Source organism: Sinimarinibacterium thermocellulolyticum (assembly GCF_040327995.1).
GTDB classification, from domain to species: Bacteria; Pseudomonadota; Gammaproteobacteria; order Nevskiales; family Nevskiaceae; genus Solimonas; species Solimonas thermocellulolyticum.
On record NZ_JBEPIJ010000014.1, the window covers coordinates 14,593 to 36,886 of the forward strand.

Annotated in this window: 23 protein-coding genes, 2 tRNA genes and 5 pseudogenes; 11 read left to right on the plus strand and 19 right to left on the minus strand. The window is 67.0% G+C overall.

Going from position 1 to position 22,294, the window contains the following annotated elements; all coding sequences use genetic code 11:
* Window positions 1-10 precede the first annotated feature (10 nt).
* The 3 genes from ABSH63_RS11995 to ABSH63_RS12005 all read left to right on the plus strand — a co-directional run bounded on the left by ABSH63_RS11995 (window position 11) and on the right by ABSH63_RS12005 (window position 3,829).
* Window positions 11-1,558, plus strand: coding sequence for an alkaline phosphatase D family protein (locus ABSH63_RS11995; RefSeq protein WP_434223271.1), 1,548 nt, complete (start codon window positions 11-13; stop codon window positions 1,556-1,558).
* Between the two features lie 158 nt (window positions 1,559-1,716).
* Window positions 1,717-3,555 (plus strand): translational GTPase TypA, encoded by a 1,839-nt coding sequence (gene typA / locus ABSH63_RS12000; RefSeq protein WP_352890075.1) that lies wholly within the window; start codon window positions 1,717-1,719, stop codon window positions 3,553-3,555.
* 103 nt (window positions 3,556-3,658) lie between these two features.
* The gene (locus ABSH63_RS12005; RefSeq protein ID WP_352890076.1) at window positions 3,659-3,829 is read left to right on the plus strand and encodes a rubredoxin; all 171 of its coding nucleotides are present in this window, start codon (window positions 3,659-3,661) and stop codon (window positions 3,827-3,829) included.
* A 229-nt stretch (window positions 3,830-4,058) separates the two neighbouring features.
* On the opposite strand, the pseudogene ABSH63_RS12010 reads toward ABSH63_RS12005, so the two are convergent.
* Together ABSH63_RS12010 and merR are read right to left on the minus strand one after the other, a co-directional pair.
* Window positions 4,059-4,775: pseudogene (locus tag ABSH63_RS12010) on the minus strand (SulP family inorganic anion transporter); the annotation flags it as partial.
* A gap of 83 nt (window positions 4,776-4,858) precedes the next feature.
* Complete coding sequence (gene merR, locus ABSH63_RS12015) at window positions 4,859-5,275, minus strand: mercury resistance transcriptional regulator MerR (RefSeq protein WP_352890078.1); 417 nt, start codon at window positions 5,273-5,275, stop codon at window positions 4,859-4,861.
* Between the two features lie 41 nt (window positions 5,276-5,316).
* On the opposite strand from merR, the gene merT reads away from it, so the two are divergent.
* From merT to ABSH63_RS12030, 3 genes are read left to right on the plus strand one after another with little or no spacing between them, the layout of a single operon-like run.
* Window positions 5,317-5,691, plus strand: coding sequence for a mercuric ion transporter MerT (gene merT / locus ABSH63_RS12020; RefSeq protein WP_352890080.1), 375 nt, complete (start codon window positions 5,317-5,319; stop codon window positions 5,689-5,691).
* 15 nt (window positions 5,692-5,706) lie between these two features.
* Complete coding sequence (gene merP, locus ABSH63_RS12025) at window positions 5,707-6,000, plus strand: mercury resistance system periplasmic binding protein MerP (protein ID WP_352890081.1); 294 nt, start codon at window positions 5,707-5,709, stop codon at window positions 5,998-6,000.
* Entirely contained in the window at window positions 5,997-6,218 is a 222-nt protein-coding gene (locus ABSH63_RS12030) for a GDCCVxC domain-containing (seleno)protein (protein ID WP_352890082.1), read from the plus strand. The genes merP and ABSH63_RS12030 overlap by 4 nt, the downstream gene beginning before the upstream one ends.
* Before the next feature lie 3 nt (window positions 6,219-6,221).
* On the opposite strand, the gene ABSH63_RS12035 is transcribed toward ABSH63_RS12030, so the two are convergent.
* The 10 genes and pseudogenes from ABSH63_RS12035 to ABSH63_RS12080 all read right to left on the minus strand — a co-directional run.
* Window positions 6,222-6,350: a hypothetical protein gene (locus ABSH63_RS12035; protein WP_352890178.1), complete on the minus strand. Its 129-nt coding sequence runs from the start codon at window positions 6,348-6,350 to the stop codon at window positions 6,222-6,224.
* Between the two features lie 55 nt (window positions 6,351-6,405).
* A pseudogene (locus tag ABSH63_RS12040) lies at window positions 6,406-6,741 on the minus strand (SRPBCC family protein); the annotation flags it as partial.
* A 42-nt stretch (window positions 6,742-6,783) separates the two neighbouring features.
* Window positions 6,784-7,323: a VOC family protein gene (locus ABSH63_RS12045; RefSeq protein WP_352890084.1), complete on the minus strand. Its 540-nt coding sequence runs from the start codon at window positions 7,321-7,323 to the stop codon at window positions 6,784-6,786.
* Window positions 7,320-7,736: a YybH family protein gene (locus ABSH63_RS12050; RefSeq protein ID WP_352890085.1), complete on the minus strand. Its 417-nt coding sequence runs from the start codon at window positions 7,734-7,736 to the stop codon at window positions 7,320-7,322. Before ABSH63_RS12050 ends, ABSH63_RS12045 begins: the two co-directional genes overlap by 4 nt.
* Window positions 7,733-8,179: an SRPBCC family protein gene (locus tag ABSH63_RS12055; protein WP_352890086.1), complete on the minus strand. Its 447-nt coding sequence runs from the start codon at window positions 8,177-8,179 to the stop codon at window positions 7,733-7,735. Before ABSH63_RS12055 ends, ABSH63_RS12050 begins: the two co-directional genes overlap by 4 nt.
* A gap of 2 nt (window positions 8,180-8,181) precedes the next feature.
* On the minus strand, window positions 8,182-8,853 hold the full coding sequence (locus tag ABSH63_RS12060; RefSeq protein WP_352890088.1) for a TetR/AcrR family transcriptional regulator: 672 nt from the start codon (window positions 8,851-8,853) through the stop codon (window positions 8,182-8,184).
* A gap of 117 nt (window positions 8,854-8,970) precedes the next feature.
* Entirely contained in the window at window positions 8,971-9,456 is a 486-nt protein-coding gene (locus ABSH63_RS12065; RefSeq protein WP_352890089.1) for a hypothetical protein, read from the minus strand.
* The gene (locus ABSH63_RS12070; RefSeq protein WP_352890173.1) at window positions 9,453-10,793 is read right to left on the minus strand and encodes a recombinase family protein; all 1,341 of its coding nucleotides are present in this window, start codon (window positions 10,791-10,793) and stop codon (window positions 9,453-9,455) included. The genes ABSH63_RS12065 and ABSH63_RS12070 overlap by 4 nt, the downstream gene beginning before the upstream one ends.
* A pseudogene (locus ABSH63_RS12075) lies at window positions 10,789-11,402 on the minus strand (IS3 family transposase); the annotation flags it as partial. The pseudogene ABSH63_RS12075 and the gene ABSH63_RS12070, both read right to left, overlap by 5 nt.
* Before the next feature lie 36 nt (window positions 11,403-11,438).
* Window positions 11,439-11,612 (minus strand): annotated as a pseudogene (locus tag ABSH63_RS12080) (transposase); the annotation flags it as partial.
* Window positions 11,613-11,730: 118 nt separating this feature from the next.
* Between ABSH63_RS12080 and istA the strand changes: the two are divergent.
* Together istA and istB are read left to right on the plus strand one after the other, a co-directional pair.
* Window positions 11,731-13,202: pseudogene (gene istA, locus ABSH63_RS12085) on the plus strand (IS21 family transposase).
* On the plus strand, window positions 13,195-13,998 hold the full coding sequence (gene istB, locus ABSH63_RS12090) for an IS21-like element helper ATPase IstB (protein ID WP_352890090.1): 804 nt from the start codon (window positions 13,195-13,197) through the stop codon (window positions 13,996-13,998). The pseudogene istA and the gene istB overlap by 8 nt, the downstream one beginning before the upstream one ends.
* Window positions 13,999-14,152: 154 nt before the next feature.
* On the opposite strand, the gene ABSH63_RS12095 is transcribed toward istB, so the two are convergent.
* Window positions 14,153-15,829 (minus strand): SulP family inorganic anion transporter, encoded by a 1,677-nt coding sequence (locus tag ABSH63_RS12095; RefSeq protein WP_352890091.1) that lies wholly within the window; start codon window positions 15,827-15,829, stop codon window positions 14,153-14,155.
* 171 nt (window positions 15,830-16,000) lie between these two features.
* On the opposite strand from ABSH63_RS12095, the gene ABSH63_RS12100 reads away from it, so the two are divergent.
* Window positions 16,001-16,192: a CopG family transcriptional regulator gene (locus tag ABSH63_RS12100; RefSeq protein ID WP_352890093.1), complete on the plus strand. Its 192-nt coding sequence runs from the start codon at window positions 16,001-16,003 to the stop codon at window positions 16,190-16,192.
* Between the two features lie 276 nt (window positions 16,193-16,468).
* Here ABSH63_RS12100 and ABSH63_RS12105 read toward each other — a convergent pair.
* The 6 genes from ABSH63_RS12105 to thiS form a co-directional block, all read right to left on the minus strand.
* A tRNA-Phe gene (locus tag ABSH63_RS12105) sits at window positions 16,469-16,544 on the minus strand.
* 138 nt (window positions 16,545-16,682) lie between these two features.
* Window positions 16,683-16,955, minus strand: coding sequence for an oxidative damage protection protein (locus ABSH63_RS12110; protein WP_352890094.1), 273 nt, complete (start codon window positions 16,953-16,955; stop codon window positions 16,683-16,685).
* Window positions 16,952-18,004, minus strand: a complete 1,053-nt coding sequence (gene mutY, locus ABSH63_RS12115; protein ID WP_352890096.1) for an A/G-specific adenine glycosylase — start codon at window positions 18,002-18,004, stop codon at window positions 16,952-16,954. Before mutY ends, ABSH63_RS12110 begins: the two co-directional genes overlap by 4 nt.
* Before the next feature lie 14 nt (window positions 18,005-18,018).
* A complete protein-coding gene (locus ABSH63_RS12120; RefSeq protein ID WP_352890098.1) occupies window positions 18,019-18,603 on the minus strand; it encodes an SRPBCC family protein in 585 nt (194 codons plus the stop codon).
* On the minus strand, window positions 18,600-20,972 hold the full coding sequence (locus ABSH63_RS12125) for an AsmA family protein (protein ID WP_352890100.1): 2,373 nt from the start codon (window positions 20,970-20,972) through the stop codon (window positions 18,600-18,602). The genes ABSH63_RS12120 and ABSH63_RS12125 overlap by 4 nt, the downstream gene beginning before the upstream one ends.
* A 152-nt stretch (window positions 20,973-21,124) precedes the next feature.
* The gene (gene thiS / locus ABSH63_RS12130) at window positions 21,125-21,325 is read right to left on the minus strand and encodes a sulfur carrier protein ThiS (protein WP_352890101.1); all 201 of its coding nucleotides are present in this window, start codon (window positions 21,323-21,325) and stop codon (window positions 21,125-21,127) included.
* 51 nt (window positions 21,326-21,376) lie between these two features.
* Here thiS and ABSH63_RS12135 point away from each other — a divergent pair.
* Both ABSH63_RS12135 and ABSH63_RS12140 read left to right on the plus strand, forming a co-directional pair.
* A tRNA-Gly gene (locus ABSH63_RS12135) sits at window positions 21,377-21,450 on the plus strand.
* A 53-nt stretch (window positions 21,451-21,503) separates the two neighbouring features.
* Window positions 21,504-22,283, plus strand: a complete 780-nt coding sequence (locus ABSH63_RS12140) for a thiazole synthase (RefSeq protein WP_352890103.1) — start codon at window positions 21,504-21,506, stop codon at window positions 22,281-22,283.
* The last annotated feature ends 11 nt before the right edge of the window (window positions 22,284-22,294 follow it).

Consider the following 22,294-nt stretch of genomic DNA (forward strand, 5'->3'; position numbering starts at 1 on the left):
GACTGCGCGCATGACCCTCGCGCCGATCGACCCGCAGCGCCGGCGCCTGCTGCTGGCCTTTGCCGGTCTGCTTGGCTGGCCGCTGGCCGGTTGTATGAGGGCGCCTACGGTCCGCGTCGACAGCAATCCGTTTTCGCTGGGCGTCGCCGCCGGCGATCCGCTGGCCGACGGCTTCGTCATCTGGACGCGCCTGACACCGGACCCGCTGGGCGACGGCGACCTGGAGGCGCCGGCGCTCGAGGTCATCTGGGAGGTGGCCGAGGACGAAGCCTTCCGCACGATCGTCCGCACCGGCACCGCGGTCGCGCACGCCGCCTGGGCGCACAGCCTGCATGTCGAGGTCGAGGGCCTGCGGCCGCATCGCTGGTACTGGTACCGCTTCCGTTACGGCGATGCGACGAGCGCGGTCGGGCGCGCACGCACCGCCCCGGTGCTGTGGTCGGCGCTGGACCGGCTGCGCTTCGCCTATGCCTCGTGCCAGCACTACGAGCACGGCTACTACGCGGCCTGGCGGCATCTGGCCGCGGAGGCGCCGGACCTGATCCTGCATCTGGGCGACTACATTTATGAGACCGCGGCGGCCGATCCGGTGCGCCGGCACGAAACCCGCGCCGAGCCGCAGACCCTGGCGGACTACCGCAAGCGCTACGCGCGCTACCGCCTCGATCCGGATCTTCAGGCCGCGCACGCCGCATGCGCCTGGCTGGTGACCTGGGACGACCACGAGGTCGACAACGACTACGCCGGACCGCTGAGCCAGGACCGCGATCCGGTCGAAGCCTTCCTGCTGCGTCGCGCGGCGGCCTACCAGGCCTTTTGGGAGCACATGCCGCTGCGCAACGCGATGCGCCCGCGCGGCGCCGAGCTCCCGCTGTTTCAGCGCCGCGGCTTCGGCGACCTGGCGATGTTCCACGTCCTCGACACGCGCCAGTACCGCGACGATCAGGCCTGCGCGACGCCCGAGCGCGGCGGCGGCCAGGTGGTGAAGCCCTGCGCCGAATTGCTCGATCCGCAGCGCACGCTGCTCGGCGCGCAGCAGGAACGCTGGCTGCTGCACGGCCTGTCCGGCGGCCCGGCGCGCTGGAACCTCATCGCGCAGGCGATGCTGATGGCGCCGCTCGATCAGGTCCCCGGCCCCGAGGTCGGCGTCTGGACCGACGGCTGGGACGGCTATCCGGCGGCGCGCGAGCGCATCCTGCGCCACCTGGCGGCGCGCCGAACCGCGAATCCGGTCGTCATCGGCGGCGACATCCACTCGTTCTGGGCCAGCGAGCTGGCGCCGCAGGGCGCCTCGGCACCGGTGGCCACCGAGTTCGTCGGCTCGTCGATCAGCTCGCGTCCGCCGCCGCACGAGCGCTTCGCGGCGGTGCTGCCGGAGAACCCGCACATCCGGTTCTTCGATGCGCGCCCACGCGGCTACGTGCGCTGCGAGCTGACGCCGGCGCGGCTCGACGTCGCGTTCCGTGCGATCGACGACGTGCGGGACCCGGCCTCCGGCGTCGGCACGCGGGCCGCGTTCGTCGTCGAATCCGGGCAGGCGCGCGTGCAGACGGCCTGAACGCATCGTCGGCGGCGTCCCGCCGGACGGTCATGCAGCCGCAAGGGCGCTGCCGTAGAATGCGCGCCCTTTTAGCCTCCCCGAGCTGCGTCCGACGCCGGTCGGCCACATGCTCTACGGTGCCTGCTTGGTGCCGCGTCCTTCGAAGTGGTGTCCCCTTGAGCGTCCAGAACCTCCGCAACATCGCCATCGTCGCGCACGTCGACCACGGCAAGACCACGCTGGTCGACAAGCTGCTGCGCCAGTCGCAGACGCTGGATCAGCGCGAGCAGCTCGGCGAGCGCATCCTGGACTCCAACGACCTGGAGCGCGAGCGTGGCATCACCATCCTCGCCAAGAACACGGCGATCCGCTGGACCGACGCGCGCACCAACACCGAATACCGCATCAACATCGTCGACACGCCGGGACACGCCGACTTCGGCGGCGAGGTCGAGCGCGTGCTGTCGATGGTCGACTCCGTGCTGCTGCTGGTCGATTCCGTGGACGGTCCGATGCCGCAGACGCGTTTCGTCACGCAGAAGGCCTTCAACATGGGGCTCAAGCCCATCGTCGTGCTCAACAAGATCGACCGTCCGGGCGCGCGTGCCGACTGGGTCGTCGACCAGGTGTTCGAGCTATTCGACAAACTCGGCGCGACCGACGAGCAGCTCGATTTTCCGTTCATCTACGCCTCCGGTCTCAACGGCTATGCCGGCCATTCGCCGGACATCCGCGAAGGCGACATGACGCCACTGTTCCAGACCATCGTCGACAAGGTGCCGCCGCCGGACGTCGATCCGGAAGGGCCGTTCCAGATGCAGATCACCTCGCTGGCGTATTCGAGTTACGTCGGCGTGATCGGTACCGGCCGCATCAAGCGCGGGCGCGTGCGCCCCAACATGCCGGTGGCCGTCGTCGGCCGCGACGGGGGCGTGCGCCAGGGGCGCGTGCTACAGGTGCTCGCGTTCATGGGTCTGGACAAGCACGAAACCGCCGAGGCCGAGGCCGGCGACATCATCGCCATCACCGGCGTCGAGGACCTTGGTATCTCCGAGACCGTCTGCGACGCCAAGGTGCCCGAAGGCCTGCCCACGCTGCAGGTCGACGAGCCGACGATGAGCATGATCTTCGAGGTCAACAAGTCGCCCTTTGCCGGCCGGGAGGGCAAGTTCGTCACCAGCCGCCAGATCGGCGAGCGCCTGCAGCGCGAGCTCAAGACCAATGTCGCGCTGCGTGTCGAGCCGGGCGAGTCGCCGGACCAGTTCCGCGTCTTTGGTCGCGGCCTGCTGCACCTGGGCGTGCTGCTCGAGAACATGCGCCGCGAAGGTTACGAAGTCGCGGTCGCGCGTCCGCAGGTCATCCTCAAGGAGATCGACGGCGAAGTCTGCGAGCCCTACGAAACCCTGGTCGCGGACGTCGAGGAAAGCCACCAAGGCAGCGTCATCCAGGGCCTCGCCGAGCGTGGCGGCAAGATGCAGAACATGATGCCGGACGGCCGCGGCCGCGTGCGTCTGGAGTACATCATCCCGTCGCGCGGGCTGATCGGCTTTCAGACCCAATTCATGGCCATGACGAGCGGCACGGGCCTGTTGTTCCACAACTTCGACCACTTCGGCCCCAAGACCGAGGCCGCCGACATCGGCCAGCGCCGCAATGGCGTGATGATCGCCAACGAGCAGGGCAAGGCGCTGGCCTACGCGCTGTTCAACCTGCAGGAACGCGGCCGCATGATGGTCGAGCCCGGTGACGAGGTCTACGAGGGGCAGGTCGTCGGCATCCACTCGCGCGACAACGACCTGGTCGTCAACGTGCTCAAGGGCAAGAAGCTCACCAACATCCGCGCTGCCGGTTCCGATGAGAACGTGATCCTGACCCCCGCGATCAAGCACACGCTCGAACAGGCGCTGGAGTTCATCAACGACGACGAGCTCGTGGAGCTGACGCCGGAGTCGGTACGCGTGCGCAAGAAGTTTTTGAAGGAACACGAAAGAAAGCGCGCCGAGCGGGCGGATTGAGCGCTGCGGCGAGGCGGTGACGCGCCGCCGACGCCGGGATCTTGAGCGCGCCGGCATCTGGGGTAACATGCGCGGCCGTTTTCGCATCCAGACCGGTGATCGCATGGCATTCAAGAAGTGGCGCTGCCTGATCTGCGACTTCGTTTACGACGAGGAGAAGGGCTTGCCCGACGAGGGCATCGCCCCAGGCACTCGCTGGGAGGACGTGCCCGAGTCATGGACCTGCCCTGACTGCGGCGCGTCCAAGGGTGACTTCATGATGGTCGAAGACTGACGCCGAGCGAGCTCGAGCGTCCCCGCGAACACCCCACCGTACGGCCCGTACGCCGCGGGTCAGGTTCTGTCACAAGGCCCCGCGGGCCGCATCAACCCGAGTCGCGCAGCAGCAAGGCTTTGAGCACGTTCCCGAAGCGTTCGGCGTAGGCGGTCGGGGGCGCATCGTGGATGACACGGGCTTTGCGCAGTTTCCGGAGTACGCGCGCGTTGGCCTCGCACAGCTAGACCGCGACACCGCGTCGGCGCAGCGCTTCGATCGCTCCCAGCATCGCGATCGTGAATGCCGGACCGATCAGCGTAACGAGCCGTGAGATCGAAAGATCCGGCAGCGCCGGCGCCGGCAGCCCCGTTGGAATGCCGCCGAAAGCGCTGCCGATCGTGGCCACGCCAGTGGGGCGCAACAGCGCGTGCAAGACCGTGGCCACGACCAACGCGACCAAGGGCCCGGGTACCCGTCGAATGCCGGGAATCCGCGGAGTGAATAGCACCAACGCGAGGCTCAGTATCGCGAGGGCGGTGGTGCCGACATGTGCCTTCGGCAGTACCTTCGGCAGTACCTGTACGAGATGCCAAAACTTCTCGTGGAAGTGCTCGCCACCGACTTTCGGCAGGCCGAAGAAGTCCGGCCACTAGCCGACGAAGATGATCACGCCGATGCCGGCAGTAAAGCCTTTGCTGACCGGCGAGGGGATAAACTTGATGACGCCGCCCATGCGCGTAAGGCCCATCGCCAGCAGGATGACACCCGCCATCAGCGTGGCGACCTGAAGTCCGGCGACGCCGTATTGTGCGGTTACGCCGGCCAGGATGGCGACGAAGGCGCCGGTGGGGCCGGCGATCTGCACACGGCTGCCACCGAACATCGACACCAGGGCGCCAGCGATGATCGCGGTATACAGGCCTTGTTCGGGGCGGGCGCCGCAGCCGCAAACGCGAGCGATAGCCCAGCTCTGGCCAAGCCTGGCGCTGCGTCGACGCTTAGGCGCGAGTGCCCGACGCCCGGTGCGGTTGCCGTGTCGCCGTCGCTTCACCGCGCTTCGTGGAGCGCCTGGATCAGCGGGCAGCGCACACGGCCGCGTGTGGTCGAGCAGCGAGAAATCAGTTCCGCCAGCGCGGTTTCGATGCGTTTGAGATCGGCGATGCGCGCGCGCACGTCGTCGAGCTTCTTGCGCGCCTGCTCACGCGCTTGCTGGCAGTGCGTGCCGTCCTCGAGTTCGAGCAGATCGGCCACTTCTTCGAGGCTAAAACCCAGCCGCTGCGCCGATTTGATGAAGCGGATGCGGCCAAGCGCATCGGCGCCGTAGCGGCGGATGCTGCCGACGGGACGATCCGGCTCCGGCATCAGCCTCTTGCGCTGGTAGAAGCGAATGGTTTCGACATGGACGCCGGCCGCGCGCGCCAGGGCGCCAATCGTCATCGGCTCGCGATCAGAAATAGCGTTCATGGCCTTGACTCCGTACTTAAGTACGGAAGTAAGCTTACGCCATGAAACCCGATTCCCCAACCGCGCGTGCCGACACAGGTAGCGGTCGAATGGCGCTGGCGACCGGGTTCGTCTCCGCGATCCTGGCCTCGACCTGTTGCCTCGGGCCGCTGGTGCTGATCACGCTGGGCTTCTCGGGGGCATGGATCAGCAACCTGACGGCCCTCGAACCCTACCGCCCGATCTTCATCGGCGTGGCCCTCGTCGCGTTGTTTCTCGCCGGGCGGCGCATCTGGGCAAGCGCTCCCGCGTGTGAGCCGGGACAGCTCTGCGCAGTGCCGTCGGTACGGCGCGGCTACAAGCTGCTGTTCGGGATCGTGGTCGCCTTGGTGATCGTGGCGCTCGGCTTTCCGCTGGTCGCGCCCTGGTTCTATTGAGGAACGGAGGTCGTCATGAAGAAGCTGCTGGCATGGTCCTGTGTCGCACTCGCTCTCGCATCGAGCGCGCCGCTCATCGCGGCCACCAAGACCGTCACGCTGTCGGTGCCGGGCATGAACTGCGCCGCCTGTCCGATCACGGTCAAGAAGGCCTTGAGCAAGGTGCCGGGCGTGGCCAAGACGGACGTGAACCTCGACAAGCGCGAGGCGACGGTGACCTTCGACGACGCGAGGACCAACGTCGAGGCGCTGATGCGGGCCACGCAGGACGCAGGCTACCCGTCGACCGTTACGGAAAGCGCGAATTGAACGCACTCGTACTGGAATCGACCCTGCGCTGTCCGGTGTGCGGGCACACGAAGACCGAGGTCATGCCCACCGACGCCTGCCAGTGGTTCTATGAGTGCGAAGCCTGCCACACCGTGCTCAAGCCCAAGCCCGGTGATTGCTGCGTCTATTGCTCCTACGGCACCGTGCCTTGCCCGCCCGTTCAAGAACGGGGCAAGGCGGGCTGTTGCGCCGGCTGAGCGTCAGCTTTCGGGCGGCGAGAACCCCAGTGCCTTGCGCTGTTCGGCCCAGTCCCGCGGCAGCGGTTCGTGCCGGCCGCGCAGGGTTTGCAGGTTCAGATGCCGCGGCTGGCGGCCGTCCAGGATCGACACGCACGCCATTCCGGTGTTCGCTGAGGGTGAAACCGTAGGTCACTTCCCCCGGCGCAGCCGGTCGCGGCCAGGATGCGTCTGCAAGCTCCAGCACGAGCCGACGGCGCGCCTCGCACACGATGACCGTCCCAACCAGGTAGGGCGTGCCGGAGGCGTCACACCAGGCGAGGCACCGGCCCAGGGGCGCCTCATCGTCGAGTGACGGCTCGACCTCCATCCACCTGCGGATCAGGCGGGGCTGGGTCAGTACGGCCCATAATCGATCGGGCGGCGCCTCGATCCAGTGGGATTTTTCGACGATCACCGGCTCTGGCGTGTTCATTGGCGATCCTCCTTTGGTTCCCGGTCCTTGCGCGCCTTGGGGTAGATGGCATCTCATCGACCTTGGCATGACGTCTGCGCTTGCGTGCCTTATCGGTGGAGCGCAGGGCAGTCAGCTCGTACCGGCGGCTTCTTGAAGTCGGGCTTGATCGAGCTTGGTCATCCCAAGCATCGTCACGTTCATCCGCTCGGCGGCGGCACGGTCGGTGCCTTCGTCAATGGCCAGCACGACCTCGGGGACGATCTGCCAGGACACGCCGAAGCGGTCCTTGACCCAGCCGCAGGGCTGGACCTCGCCGCCCGCGGACAAGGCTTCGTGCAGACGGTCGATCTGGGCCTGGGTTTCGCAGTTCACGTAGAGCGAGAAGCTCTCGTGGAACTTACCGAAGTACCCACCGCCGTTGAGCGCCAGCAACTCCATGCCATTCAGGTGAAATCGGATGGTTTTGACCGCGCCGGCTGACCCGGGCAGTTGATCGGGCGACAGGCCGTGCACGCGCTGCACGGTGTCGATCTCGGCCTGCGAGAACGTGCTGCGTGCAAGTTCTTCCGCGTGGCCGAACACGGTGCGGAAGAGGTCGATGTAGGTGCGGACCGCTTGCTCGGTCTGCTCGGCATCGGCAAAGGCCAGACAGGGAACGATGGGCTTCATGAGCGGGCCTCCTGGCTTTCGAGGGTGTGGGGAGCGGAGTGATGCTCGTGGGCGATGAGCCACCGGTCATCGCGCTTGACGAACCCCAGGGTCAATCGGCAAACGGGTGAGGGCGAGCCACCGATGCGCAAGAGTCCCGTGGCGAAGGCCACATCGTGCCCGGCGGTCACGCGCAGGTCCTCGATGACGAAGAGATCCGGGTGCGGCGCGCCGTAGCGGAAGAACAGATCCCAGGTCCGGCGGTAGGCGTCGAGCCCGAGCGATTGCAGCGGCTCGGGCACGTCGAATATCACGATGTCCTCGGTGTGCTGCGCAAGGATGCCATCCAGGTCGCCCGCCTGGATAGCGCACTCCCAGCGGCGGATCACAGCCTCGATGTCGCCCGACGCCGCCGATGCACCCGCAGCGTTCATGGCGTGGGGATCTCCGCTTCCACCAAGCGAGTGAGCAGGTCGAAGGACTGCTGCCAACCCATGCGGCAGGCCTCGGGGGGGACCGCATCGGGCAGCCCTGCCTGCTCCACCGTCAGTTCGGTGCCGCAGGACACGGCGCGCAAGGTATAGGTGGTCAACATTTCGCCGGGCAGCCCTGGGTCGTCGAAGCGATCGGTGGCCACGAGCTTTTCGTTCGGCACGACCTCGCGGTAGGCCCCACCGAAGCTGTGGCGCTGCCCATTGCCCAAGTTGATGAAGCTCATGCGGTAACGCCCGCCGACCCGAAGGTCGAGTTCGTGCACCTCGGCCACGAAGCCATCGGGCGGATTCCATTTGACGATCGCGGCCGACACGGTCAGTGCCCGCCACAGGCGCTCGGGCGGGCAGCGAAAGACGCGCACCTGGGTCAGGGTATACGGCATGGTCATCTCCTCTTCGATGGCGGATGGCGGGTTGGGAAACGAGTCGCAAGACTCGCGTTGTTGCGCGCCTCGTTGCGGCGAACCGGTAAAAGCCCCTCGACATAGCGCTTGAGATGCGCGATGGCCTCGAGTGCTGCCCGAGGATCGTTCAAGGCTTTGGCGAGCACGAAGCCGCCTTGCAGCACGGCCTGGATGTGGCGGGCCAGGCTCTCGGCACTCCAGTCGGCCTTGGGCGCGTACCGGGCCCGGGCCGCCTCGATGGTGGGTACGAGCGTTTGTGCGTGGGCCTCGATGCCCGCGCCGCAGGCGGCCTGCAGGGCCGGGTGGCTGGCAAAGGTCTCTTGCACCAGGGTGCCGAGCAGGCAGGTGAACTCGGGCAGCTCGCCGCGCACCCGTGCTGCGCGGAAGTCCAGGTAGGCCAGCAGCCGCGCGCGCGGGTCCTCGACCTGCCAGTACGGTGCGGCTTCGAACAACGCGCCGGTGCGTGTGTTCCAGTGCTCGACGGCCGCCAGCGCCGCGGCTTCCTTGCTGTCGAAGTGGTGGAAGAACGCGCCCTTGGTGACGCAGGCGGCCCGGCAAAGGTCATCGACCGTGGTGGCGGTGTAGCCCTTTTCGCGAAACGTGCGCAGGGCGACATCGAGCAAACGGGTGCGGGCGCTTTCGGCATCAGCCATTGCAACATACCAACCGGTTGGTGTTCTATAAACATACCGATTGGTTGGTATGGTGTCAAGGCCGCGCCGGTGAAGCCTTCACCTGCTCAGGCTGGGTCCGCGCGGTAGAGGCCTGCGCTACCGACCCGGCGCAAACCCCAGCAGCCGGCGCTGTTCGGCCCAATCCCGTGGCAGCAGCTCATGCCTCCCGCGCAGTGTTTGCAGATTCAGATGGCGCGGCTGGCGCCCGTCCAGGATGGCCTCGACGATGTCGGGGGCCAGCAGGGTCAAGCGCAGCACCTCGGCCACCCAGCCGGGCTCCAGCTTCAGAGCAAGGGCCAGGTCGGTCGCCGTGGCATAGCGCCCCTCCTCGAGCAGCCGCTTCCAGTAGAAGGCCTTGCCCAGCGTCTTGATCATCGGCGCATCCAGCCCGCCCACCGATTGCGCGGTGGTCCCGGGCGTGGGCGGGATCAGGAGCTTGCGGTTGTGCCGGCGCTTGATCGTCAGCGGCACCACGGTCACCCGCTGGCTGCCGCTGACGTAGCTGCGGGCATCGGCGCCGACTTCGACCCGGATCACGCGGCGGCGGGAGTTCGGCACGGGATCGGAAGACGCCTGGGTCATGCCAAGGCCTCCTCGGCACTCGCGCGGCACTCCTCGACCAAGGGATGCGCGCCGATCTCGGGCCCCAGTCCCAGCCAGCCGTCCTCGCGCCAGAGGATGTCGAGCCCGTGCTCATGCAGTTGCACCCGCTCGATCAGCAGCCGCGCGATGCGTTGCTGCTCGGCCGGGAACAACTGTGACCACACCTCCCCGATGCGGCGCATCGCCACCACCACCTGCGCTTCGTCGAGGGCGGCACCCGCCGGGTGGCGCTGGCACGCCCGCCAGGTGCCGATCAGCACTTCCGGTGCCGACAGTGCTGCGTGGATCTGCGCGAGGACCGCGTTTTCGATCTCGGCGGCGGGCAGATGACCGACGTCCACAGCGCCCGGCGCCAGGCTCGCGCCTGCGTTGCGGCGCTTGTGCAGATAGGGGACGTAGTAGCGATAGAGGCGTCCGCTCTTCTTCTTGACGAAGGTGTGCAGCATGCGCTGCCCGTCGGGCGCGAACAGCAGCCCGGCGAGCAAGGCCGGATGCTGGGCGCGGTGTTCGCGCGGCGCCTGTTTGCGGCGCTCGATGAACGCGTGCGCGGCGTCCCATAGATCTTGGGGCACGATGGCGTCGTGCTGGCCGGGATACCAGGTGCCGTGGTTGCGGATCTCGCCCAGGTAGATCCGGTTGCGCAACAAGGCGAAGATGTATTGCTGGTCGATCGGGCGGCCCGTGCGCTGGCGTCCGCCCTGAGTCACCCAGGCCTTGGTCCTGTGGCCTTCGATGGCCAGCTCCCGCACCAGCCGCGCCCCCGAGCCATGCTCGGCATAGCGCCGGAAGATGTCGCGCACCAGCGCCGCTTCGCGCTCGTTGACGACGAGCTTGCGCTCGATGACGTCATAGCCCAGCGGCGGCATGCCGCCCATCCACATGCCCTTCGCCTTGGAGGCGGCGATCTTGTCGCGGATGCGCTCGCCGGTGACCTCGCGCTCGAACTGCGCGAAGGACAGCAGGATGTTGAGCGTGAGCCGCCCCATCGAGGTCGTGGTGTTGAACTGCTGCGTGACCGCCACGAAAGAGACACCGTTGCGGTCGAACACCTCCACCAGTTTGGCGAAGTCGGCCAGGCTGCGCGTGAGGCGGTCGATCTTGTAGACGACCACAATGTCGATGCGGCCGGCCTCGATGTCGGCCAGCAGCCGCTTGAGCGCCGGGCGGTCGAGGTTGCCGCCGGAGTACCCGCCGTCGTCATAGCCGTCTTCGACGGCGATCCAGCCCTCGTGGCGCTGACTGGCAATGTAGGCCAGCCCGGCGTCGCGTTGGACCTCCAGGCTGTTGTATTCCTGGTCGAGCCCTTCGTCGCTGATCCAGCACGCGCGTTACGTACTCGCCGCCGATGCCGTGATCCACTGCGATGTCCACGCACTCGTGGCTGAAGTCGTCGGTGATCGTCAGGCACTTGATGCGCCGACCACTGGCCAAGCTGTCGCTGACGAAGTCCATGCTCCAGACCTCGTTGATCGTCTCGCAGCGGTGCAGCGGCACGCGTTCGAGCCGCAGCCGCTTACTGCCCCGGCGTTTGCGCACCGCCAGGTCAGCCAACCGATACAGCCGGTACACGCGCTTGTCGTTGATCGCCGTACCGTCGGCTCGCAGCAGGTCGCCGATGCACCGGTAGCCGAAGCGCCTGCGCTCGTGCGCCAGCTGCGTGATGCGCTGGCTCATGTGCCGATCCGCCTCGGCTCGCAGAGGCGGGTGGCGCCAGCTGTCGCGCGACAGACCCACCAAGGTGCACGCCCGTCGTTCGCTGATCGAGGTCTCTTGCAGCATCTTGCCCACCGCCTGTCTCTTGGCCGGTGGGCTCAGCACTTTACCCCGAAGGCCACCTTCAGCGCTTCGTTGTCCAGGGCTGCCTCGGCCAGCAGCTTCTTCAGCCTGGCGTTCTCCGCTTCCAGCTCGCGCAGCCGCTTCGCGTCGCGGCTCTATGCCGTTTTGTGTGGAAACGCTTCGCGTCATGTCGGCATGGCTGGCGCGAACGGACTGGCCGGCAGGTGCCTGAGCTTGGACATGCGCAGGTAGGCGATGGCGATGAAGTTCTGGCTCGTCCTGAAGCCGCGCGCGGCGCGCTTGGCCTGTTGCAGCAACCCGTTCATGGCTTCGACGAAGGCGTTGCTGCGGTGATCGACTGTTGCCGCTCGCTGAAAACTGACCAGCAAATCGAGGATCTGCTCGCGGAAAATTGACCAGGGTGTTCCGACCTAGCCTGCGGGGTTTAAAGCCCAGCAGGGAGACGAGGTGCACCCCATGGCGACATACGCGAAAGTCCGCAGGATGCGGCTGCGGGACGGGCTATCGATCAGCGAGATCGCACGCCGCACGAGCCTGTCGAGAAACACGATCAAGACGTGGCTGCGGGAGCCGACCCGCAGCGAGATGAAGTACCGGCGCCCTGCCGGCCCCAAGAAGATCACGGACCACGAGCAGTGGCTGCGCTAGGCACTGGAGGCCGATTCGCGTCGGCCACGGCGTGAGCGACGCACCGCGCTGAAGCTGCATGCACAGCTCAAGGACCAGGGCTTCACCGGCAGCTACGCGCGCGTCACCGAGTTTGTCCGTAAGTGGCGGCCGAGCTGGGCGCGATCAGCGCCCGAGCGGCCTATGTGCCGCTGACGTTTACCTGGGGCGAGGCCTTCCAGTTTGACTGGAGCGAGGAGCACCTCGTGATCGGCGGGATCTGGCGCAAGGTGCAGCTGGCGCACATGAAGCTGTGCGCCTCCCGCGCCTTCTGGCTCGTGGCCTACCCGAGTCAGGGCCACGAGATGCTCTTCGACGCGCACACCCGCTGCCTGACCGGCCTGGGCGGGGTCGCCCGGCGCGGCATCTACGACAACATGAAGACGGCGGTCGACCAGATCCCGCGCAAGGATCGTGGGCGCGTCGTCAACGCGCGCTTCACCGCGATGACGGCGCACTATCTGTTCGATCCCGACTTCTGCAACGTCGCCTCCGGCTGGGAGAAGGGTCGCGTCGAGAAAGGCGTGCAGGATGCCCGTCGCCGGATCTGGCTCGACGCCACGCAGCAGCGATTCGGCAGCTTCGCCGAGCTCAATGTCTGGCTGGCGACCCAGTGCATGGAGGCCTGGTCAGCGCCGCACCCGGACTTCTCCGGCATGACCATCCGGGAGGCCTGGGAGCACGAGCAGCCACAGCTGATGCCGATGCCCACACCGTTTGAAGGATCCGTCGAGCTGCCGGCGCGGGTGTCGAGCACGAGTCTGGTGTCGGTCTCCCGTAACCGTTACTCGGTGCCGTGTCGGCTTGCGGGGCATCGCGTCAGCGTGCGGCTGTATCCCGAGCGCGTCGTCATCGTCGCCGATCAGAGCGTCGTGGCCGAGCATGCCCGCGCCGTCGATCGCGACCACGTCATCTACGACTGGCAGCACTACCTGCCGCTGATCGAGCGCAAGCCCGGTGCGCTGCGAAACGGCGCGCCGTTTGCCGATCTGCCGGACCCGCTGCAACGGCTGCGTCGGGCGCTGCTCAAACGCGACGGCGGCGACAAGGTCATGGCACAGGTGCTCATGGCCGTGCTGGTCGCCGTCGAGCTGGTGCTCGACAGTGGCCGCCCCAGCGCCGAGCACGTGCTCAACGTCCTCGCACGACTCAGGCAAGGACCACCACCGCAATCGGTCGAGACCTCTCTGTGCGTCAAGGCGGCGCCGATTGCCGATACCGAGCGATACGACACGCTGCGTACGGAGGTGAGCCATGGCTGATCTGATCAATGATCTGAAGCGGCTGCGTCTGTACGGCATGGCGGCCTACTATGCCGAGGGCCTGGAACAAGGCTCGACGACGGGCCTGACCAGCTACGAGACCCTGCTGGCGCAGCTGGTACAGGCTGAATCGACGGACCGGGCGATGCGCTCGATCCGCTACCAGATGCATGTCGCACGCTTTCCGATCCATCGCGATCTGGCCGGCTTCGACTTCGAGCAGTCGAAGGTCGACCGGCGACAGATCACGACCTTTGCCACGACCGCCTTCACCGAGAAGGCCGAGAATATCGTGCTGATCGGCGGTACTGGCACCGGCAAGACGCATCTGGCCACGGCGCTGGGGATCGAAGCCGTCGCTCGCCATGGCAAGCGGGTGCGCTTCTACTCGACCATCGAACTGGTTAACAGGCTGGAGAAGGAGAAGGCCGCTGGCAGGGCCGGCCGTCTGGCGCACCAGCTGATGCACCTGGATCTCGTGATCCTCGATGAGCTGGGCTACTTGCCGTTTTCGCAGGCCGGCGGCGCGCTGCTGTTTCACCTGCTATCGAAGCTCTACGAGCACACCAGCGTGATCATCACGACCAATCTGGGCTTCGCCGAATGGGCGTCCGTCTTCGGCGATCCGAAGATGACCACGGCGCTGCTGGATCGACTGACGCATCACTGCCACATCGTCCAGACCGGCAACGAGTCCTACCGCTTCCGTCACAGCAGTCACACCGCCAAAGCGCGCATCAAGTCCAGGGAGCAGGCCAAGACCCGGCCACAGGAGGAAACCGACGAGACGATCTGACAACCGGCGATAGAATCAAACCACGCCGGCAGCATCCGCCGCCGGCCTCCATCCCTGGTCAATTTTCAACGAGCAGTGATGGTCAATTTTCGGTGAGCGCCAACAGTCCTCGTGCCCGTATCTGCTGTTGGTCTCAAGGAACCGCGAGGCGAGATCACCAAGGAGGCCGATGTGCCGGTTGGTCCACCGGCACGCGCGCCAGAGCAGCCCTCAGCGTGTCGTCGAATCGATTGGCATACTGGTCCGGAGACGAATTGCCGGCAAGATGGGCTTTGCGGAGTTTTCCCAGCACGCGCGCATTGGCTTCGCACAGCCAGACCTCGACACCGCGTCTGCGCAGCGTCCCGATCGCTTCCTCCAGCGTCTGAATGCCCGTGATGTCCATGAACGGCACACGCCGAAGACGGATGATCAGCACCTTCGGGTCGGCATGTATCTGAAGCAGCGCGCGCTCGAAGTTCTCCACCGCGCCGAAGAACATCGGCCCGTCGATCTCGTAGACCATTAGGCTTTGTGGCAGTCGTTCGATACCGTGCTGTTTCAACTCGGCCTGGAGATCCTGCGCGTGTGCCGGTCGCACCTCCACCGTTTCAGTCATTCGGCGCAGGAAATGCAGAATGGCAAGGATCACGCCGACGTTGACGGCAACCACCAGATCCGCGAACACGGTGAGTAAAAAGGTGATCACCAGGATGACGCGGTCGGCGCTTGGCGCTGTCCTGAGCATGTGGACGAAGTGGCGGGCCTCGCTCATGTTCCAAGCCACGACGAACAGGATCGCCGCCAGCGCAGCCAGCGGAATGCTCGCTGCCAGCGGCGCCAGGAAGATCAGCACCGCGACCAGCGTCAGCACGTGAATCAAGCCTGCCAGCGGGCTGGTGGCCCCGTTTCGAATGTTTGTCGCTGTGCGGGCGATCGCTCCGGTGGCCGCAAATCCACCGAACAACGGTGCGGCGATGTTTGCGATGCCCTGGCCGACTAGTTCCTGATTCGAGTCGTGACGCGTGCCAGACATGCCGTCGGCGACCACCGCCGACAGCAGCGACTCAATCGCCCCCAGCATCGCGATAGTGAACGCCGGGCCGACCAGCGATACGACCTGCGAGATCGACAAATCAGGCAGCGTCAGCGCCGGCAGCCCGGTTGGAATGCCGCCAAAAGCGCTGCCGATCGTGGCCACGCCGGCAGGCTGAAGCAGCGCGTGCAGAACCGTGGCCGCCACCATCGCGACCAAGGGCCCGGGCACCCGCCGGACGCCGGGAATCCGCGGAGTGAACAGCACCAACGCCAGGCTCAATATCGCGAGGGCGGTGGTGCCGACATGCGCCTTCGGTAGCACCTGTACGAGATGCCAGAGCTTCTCGTGGAAGTGCTCGCCGCCGACCTTCGGCAAGCCGAAAAAGTCGGGCCACTGCCCGACGAAGATGATCACACCGATGCCGGCGGTGAAGCCCCGTATGACCGGTGCCGGGATGAACTTGATGACACCGCCCATGCGCGCCAGACCCATCGCCAGCAGCATGACGCCCGCTATCAGCGTGGCGACCTGCAGTCCAGCGATGCCGTACTTCGCCGTGATTCCGGCCAGGATGGCGATGAACGCGCCGGTGGGGCCGGCGATCTGCACGCGGCTGCCGCCCAGCAGCGACACCAGTGCGCCACCGACAATCGCGGTATACAGGCCCTGCTCGGGGCGGGCACCGGACGCGATCGCGAAGGCCATCGCTAGCGGCAGGGCCACCACCCCGACGATGACACCGGCCACGATGTTCGGCATCCACTGATCGCGCGCGTACAACCCGGCGCGACGGGCTTCCAGCAGCGCAATCATGATGACTTTCCGCCGGCTGCGGACGTTACCCCCAGCCGTCTGCTCTCTAGCGGCCGCAATAAGCTGCGTGTCGACTTGACCAGCCTTCTTCGCCGAACCGTTTCAGGAAGCCCGGGAACATTAACATAAAACATACATTAAATTATAATGTCTTGAAGCGAGGAAAACTAGATGGAGCTCAAGACCGCGCGGCTGACCGTGCTGATCGATCCGGCCAAGAAGAAAGCTTTCGAGGACCTGTGCGCGCAACAGGACGTGACGCCGTCCCAAGTCGTACGTCAGTTGATCCGCGACTACCTGCGGCACCACGGTGTCGCCTGGCAACCGAGCGGGCCGACCCGGGACGACGGACGCGCCGACTAGCCGTCGAGCCTGATGCTTTGGTCAGCCAAGCGCGATGGACAACCGCTGGCAATGGCGCACGCGCAACTTGTGGACGCGGCAGGCGGTCTGCGTGTGCCACGGCGAAGAAGTTGGCGCAGGTTTCGAGAGAAGATAGGGCGGAACAGGGGCGAACCGGGCGCGTCGCGGCCCCTTGTTCGCCGACCGTCGGCACACGCAGAAGGGCCCGGAACCCCGCGTGGCGGGCGGATTCCGCAAAGGAAAACGCCCAACCGAGAACGGTTGGGCGCTGAATAATGGTGGCCAGGGACGGAATCGAACCGCCGACACGGGGATTTTCAGTCCCCTGCTCTACCAACTGAGCTACCTGGCCGATGTCGGGTTTGCGCCCGTGAAAACGGGCTGGCCGAAAGGCGCGGTATTAAACCGGCGCCTCGATGACAAGTCAAGAAAACGCGGCCGGCGCTGACGGTCGTGCGGTGGAGTTGACTTCGCTGCGCCGTCGCCGCCTTCACTGTGACGGTGGCACGTATCCGGTGTCGGAAGTCTTGCCGTCGCCGAAGAAGTAGCGCTCCATCTGTTCGCTGAGGAAGCGCCGTGCCTGCGCGTCGGCCAGCACCAGGCGGTACTCGTTGATCAGGCGTGTCTGCTGTTCGATCCATCCCTGCCAGGCTTGTTTCGAGACATTCTCGTAGATGCGCTGGCCCAGCGGCCCCGGCAGTGGCGGACGATCGAGGCCCTCGGCGTCTATACGGAGCTTGATGCAGTGGACGGTGCGGCTCATGTCGAAGCGGTGGTGAAGAGGCGGGTGAGCAGCTTGCGCACCGGCGCCGGCAGGCCCAGCGTCGCAAGCTCGTCAAGACTAACCCAGCGTCGGCGTTCTGGCTCGGCGAGCTCGCACGGCATCGGCAGTTCGACGCGCAGCGGTTGCAGTTCGAGATCGAAGTGGGTGAAGCCGTGGCGGACCAGACCGAGCGTTTCGATGCGCTGCGCCCGGTCGAGCAGTGCCTGCGTGCCGTCGCCGCCGAGCGCGGCATCGTCGAGCAGGGGCGGGCACCATAGCCCGCCCCAGATGCCGAGCGGGGCGCGCCGTTCCAGCAGTAGCTCACCGTGCGGATTTTGCGCCAGCACCAGGCGTGCGCGCCTGAGCGGGCGCGGCTTGCGCGGTCTGGCCGCCGGATAGCGGGTGACGTCGTTACGCTGGCGCGCGGTACAGTCGCCGGCGAGCGGACAGCGCGCACAGGCCGGCCGGCGCGCGCGACAGACCGTCGCACCGAGGTCCATCAGTGCCTGTGTGTAATCGGCCAGGCGCGTTTCCGGCAGCAGCGCCTCGGCGATCGCCCACAGGCGCTTGTGCACCGCGGGTGTGCCGGGCCAGCCGTCGACCGCGCGATGCCGCGCAAGCACGCGGCGCACGTTGCCGTCGAGTATCGCGGCGCGCGTGCCCCAGGCCTGCGCCGCGATCGCGCCGGCGGTCGAACGGCCGATGCCGGGCAGGGCCGCGAGGGCGTCGACCGAACGCGGGAACTCGCCGCCGTGTTCGGCAACGATCTGCCGCGCGCAGCGGTGCAGGTTGCGCGCGCGGGCGTAGTAGCCCAGGCCCGACCACAGCGCGAGCACCTCGTCGATGGACGCCGACGCCAGCGCGTTCACGTCGGCAAAGCGCGCGACGAAGCGCTCGAAGTAGGGGATGACGGTCGTCACTTGTGTCTGCTGCAGCATGATCTCGGACAGCCACACGCGGTAGGGCTCGCGCGGCTTCTGCCATGGCAGATCGCGGCGGCCGTGCAGGTCGAACCACGCCAAAAGACGCGCCGCGAAGTCGCGTGGCAAGCTGCCGTCCGTGCTCACGGCGGCGTGCCCGCGGCCGCAGCCAGGTGCGCCGCGCGGCGCTCGATGCCCAGCGCGGTGGCGATCGCCTCGCGCCGCATTGCGCGCTCGATCGCCCACGGTCCGATCACCGGCGGTACCCAGAAATCGGGTTCGAGCTGCGCGTCGAAGCGCAGACAGGTGCGCCCGCCGCAGTCGTGCAGACGCCAGCGCGCATGGCCGAAGCGCAGGTTGCTGAGTTCCGGCAGCACCGCGGCGTTGTAGCCGCGCACCGCGCCGTCGTCGACCGGCCAGATGTCCTGCACCTGCTCCAGATGCGCGCAGAACAGCCAGACGCAGACGCGCACGCGTGTGTACAGGCGCTGCGCGCCGGGCGGTGCGCCATCGAGCCGTATCACCGCTTCGACGGCGTCGTTGATCTGCGGCAGTTTTTCGAAATCGCCGAGCACGCGGAAACTGTCGTCGAGCGGCACGTCCAAGCGGGCGTCGAGCACCATGCCGAAACGCGCGCCAACTCGGGTGACCGTCAGGGTCTCGATCTGCGCGGCGCGCGCGCTGGGCGCAGCGAGGATCGTCAGCAGCAGGATCAGCCCGAGCTTCACTGCGCCGGCGCAGCGGGGCTGGGTTCGGCCGCGGCGGCGCCCTGCGCCGCGTCGCCGGGGGGCGGAGTGGGGGTTGGCGTGGGTGCGGGCGATGCGCCGCGCAATCGGCCGCCGCCGAGCAGCTCGCCCAGCTTGTCGCCGAGCTTTTCGTTGAGCCGCTGCTTGATCGCCTGTTCGGTGTTTTCGCCCTGGGGCAGGTCGAGCTTCTCGGCGAGCTTTTCTTGCAAGGCGTCGCGCGCGCGTTGTTTGAGCGCGTCCTCGAGGGCGAGCTTGTAGCTCGGTGCGAACAGATTGCCGCTGATCTCGATCGGGATGGTCAGGCCGCGCAGTTGTTCGAGCCCCTTGCCACCCTGTCCCTTGCTGGTCTCGACCACGGTGGGTTTGGCGATGAAGCGGATGGTCTGCCGTACCAGGTCGATCTCGCCGCTGCCGGCGAGGCGAAACAGCGGGCTCGCCGCCGTCAGGTCGTCGGTCTTCAGCACGCCGTCGACGATGTTCGCCGTCGCGCGCAGGGTCGCGAAGTCGGTTTCCAGCGGCCCGGTGTCCGCCGGTGCGGCCTGACCGGCGAGCATCGCCTCGGCCTGGCGCAGGATCTGGCCGAGGTTGAAGCCCTTGACCGCACCGTTCTGCACTTCGAGCGCGATGCTGCCGTTCAGGCTGCGGCGCAGCGCGCCGACCGTCGTGCCACGGCCGGTCAGGTCCAGCGCGAGGTTCCCCAGTCCGCTGACATGGTCCTTTCCGAGCAGGTCCTTGAGAAACGGTGCGGCGTTGAGAGCGTCGAGCCGGGTCTTGATCGCGAACTCCGGCGTGCGTGAGGCGCTGTAACGGTTGCTCAGCGCGAGATTGCCGCCATAGAGCTTGGCCGACAACGCCTGCGTCTTCGGTGCATCGCCGCTGCCGGCGAGCGTGAGCCGCACATCGTCGAGCTTGAGGCCCTTGATCGTCAGCTTGCCGATGTCCACCGTGCCGCTGGCATTGAGCGCTTCGAGCGCCTCGGTCGGCAGCTCGATGCCGTCGATGTCGCCGCCTTGGCTGCCCTTGCCGGCGGCCTCGCCCTCGGTTTTGGGCGGCAGGTAGCGGTCGGCGTCGATCGCGTCGATGCGTAGCGCCAGCTCAAGCGCCCGCTGCGCGAAGTCGGTGACGGCGATGCGGCCCTGCACGGTCGTATCGTCGAGTTTGAGCGTCAGCGCGTCGAGCGCGGCGCTGTTGAAGCTGCCGCTATAGTTCGCCGTGAGGCTCGCGTTCTGCAGCACCTTGTCGTCGGCGGTCTGCAGCGCGATGCCGAGTTTGCCGAGCAGTGCGCGTGGCGAGAACGGCGCGATCGCGATCGGCCCTGACAGCCGCGGGCGCTCGCCGGTGAGGCCCTCGCCGCGAATCTGCGTGGTCACGACGATGCCGGCTGCCTCGATGCGGCCATCGTCGAACACCAGCGTGTCTTGCTTTTGGTCGTAGCGCGCCTTGCCGCTGAGCTGCAGGCGCTGCGCGCCGCCCGCAATGGCTTTGCCGCTGGCTTTGGCGTCGAGCTTGAGGTCGCGTGTCTCGAACAGCATCGCCCCGGTGTTCGCGCTGACGCCGCCGCCGAGTGTGAGCTCGACGTCGACATCCTCGCCGCCCATCGCCTGCTCGGCGCGCGCCTTGATCGCGGCGTCGATCGCATCGAGCAGGATGGTCTGCGCGCTCGCGTCGTGCGTCATCGTCGTGCGGAGTCTGAGCTCGACTTTCGCCTTGGGCTTGTCCGCGTAGGCGACCAGGTCGGCTTCGACGTCGACCGGCTCGCCGGGCACCAAGGTGCCGGTCTTGAGGTTGAACGGTTCCAGGCGATAGCCCTGCTGCGCTCGGGCATCGCGATAGCGGACGACGGCGTCGCTGATGGTCACGCCTTCGACGTTGACCAGCTCGAACGCCGCGCCACCGTCATCCGCCGCGTCGGCGTCCGCGGCTTCGGTGGTGGTGTCCTGCTGTCGACGCTCGAGCAGATCCTGCCAGTTCGACCGGCCGGTCTCGTCGATCGCCAGATTCAGGCGCAGCCCATCGAGGGTCACGCGGCTGACCTCGATCCGGCGATCGGTCAGCAGCGGCATCAGCTTGACGCCGACGCCGAGCTGCCGGACCTGCGCGAAGGGCGCATCACCGAAGCCTTGTGCATTGCCCAGAACGGCGTCATCGATCGCGACGCGCAGCCACGGGAACACGCGCAGCTCGATGTGGCCGAGCTCGAGGCTGCGCCCGGTTTGTGCCCGAGCTGCCTCGGAGATCTGGACGCGGAAACGGTTGGGGTCGAACAGCAGCGGCAGCGCGACCGCGGCGGCGACGAGCAGCAGCAGCAGTCCGCCGAGGACGAACAGCACGATCTTCAAAGGCTTGGCCATGGTCCCGATCGCTCGTGGTGGATTGCGGCCGCTCAGTGTAGCGGCGCCATTTTGGCCGCTGGGTGAATCGGGTCGGAGCGCTGCGCGGTGGCCATCTCTTACCGGGCGTTCGCCGAGACGCAGATGCCGTTCAAGGCATCTTGCGTTTCGACTCACCCGCCGCCGATCGCGTGGACGATCAACAGCTCGTCGCCGTCATCGAGCACGGTGGCCGCGTAACGCGACCGCGGCACGATCTCGCCGTTGCGTTCGACGGCGATGCGCCGGCCACCGAGGCCCAGCGCTTCGACGAGCTCGGCGAGCGTCTGCGCGACCGGCAGATCGCGCGCTTCTCCGTTGACCGTGATCTGCATGGGGCGGGCGTGATCGGACACGAGGCTTGGACTACAATGCCGGTCCGCTCGGCGGGCGTAGTTTAATGGTAGAACAGGAGCTTCCCAAGCTTCTAGCGTGGGTTCGATTCCCATCGCCCGCTCCAGACATCGCCGGCGCTGCGTGCCAGAGCATCGCGCGCAACGCCTCGGAGAACCCGTGAACGATACTCTCACGATCGCCGGCCGCGCCTTCGGGTCGCGGCTGCTCGTCGGCACCGGCAAGTACAAAGACCTCGACGAGACCCGCCGCGCGATCGAGGCCAGCGGCGCCGAGATCGTCACCGTGGCGGTTCGCCGCACCAACATCGGTCAGAACGCCGGCGAGCCGAACCTGCTCGACGTGATCCCGCCGTCGAAGTACACGATCCTGCCGAACACCGCCGGCTGCTACACGGCCGAGGACGCGGTACGCACCTGCCGGCTCGCGCGCGAGCTGCTCGACGGGCATGACCTGGTCAAGCTCGAAGTGCTCGGCGATGCCAAGACGCTCTACCCGGACGTGCCGGCCACGCTCGAAGCGGCGAAGACCCTGGTCGCCGACGGCTTCAAGGTCATGGTCTACACCAGCGACGATCCGATCCTGTGCAAGCGTCTCGAAGAGATCGGTTGCGTCGCCGTGATGCCCTTGGCGGCGCCGATCGGTTCGGGCCTGGGCATCCAGAACAAGTACAACATCCTGACCATCGTCGAGAACGCCAAGGTACCGATCCTGGTCGACGCCGGCGTCGGCACCGCGTCGGACGCGGCAATCGCGATGGAGCTGGGCTGCGATGGCGTGCTGATGAATACCGCGATCGCCGAGGCCAAGGACCCAGTGCTGATGGCCAGCGCGATGAAGAAGGCGGTCGAGGCCGGGCGCGAGGCCTTTCGTGCCGGGCGCATGCCGCGCCGCCGCTACGCCAGCGCCTCGTCGCCGCTCGACGGCCTGCCGTATTGAGCGACCGCGCC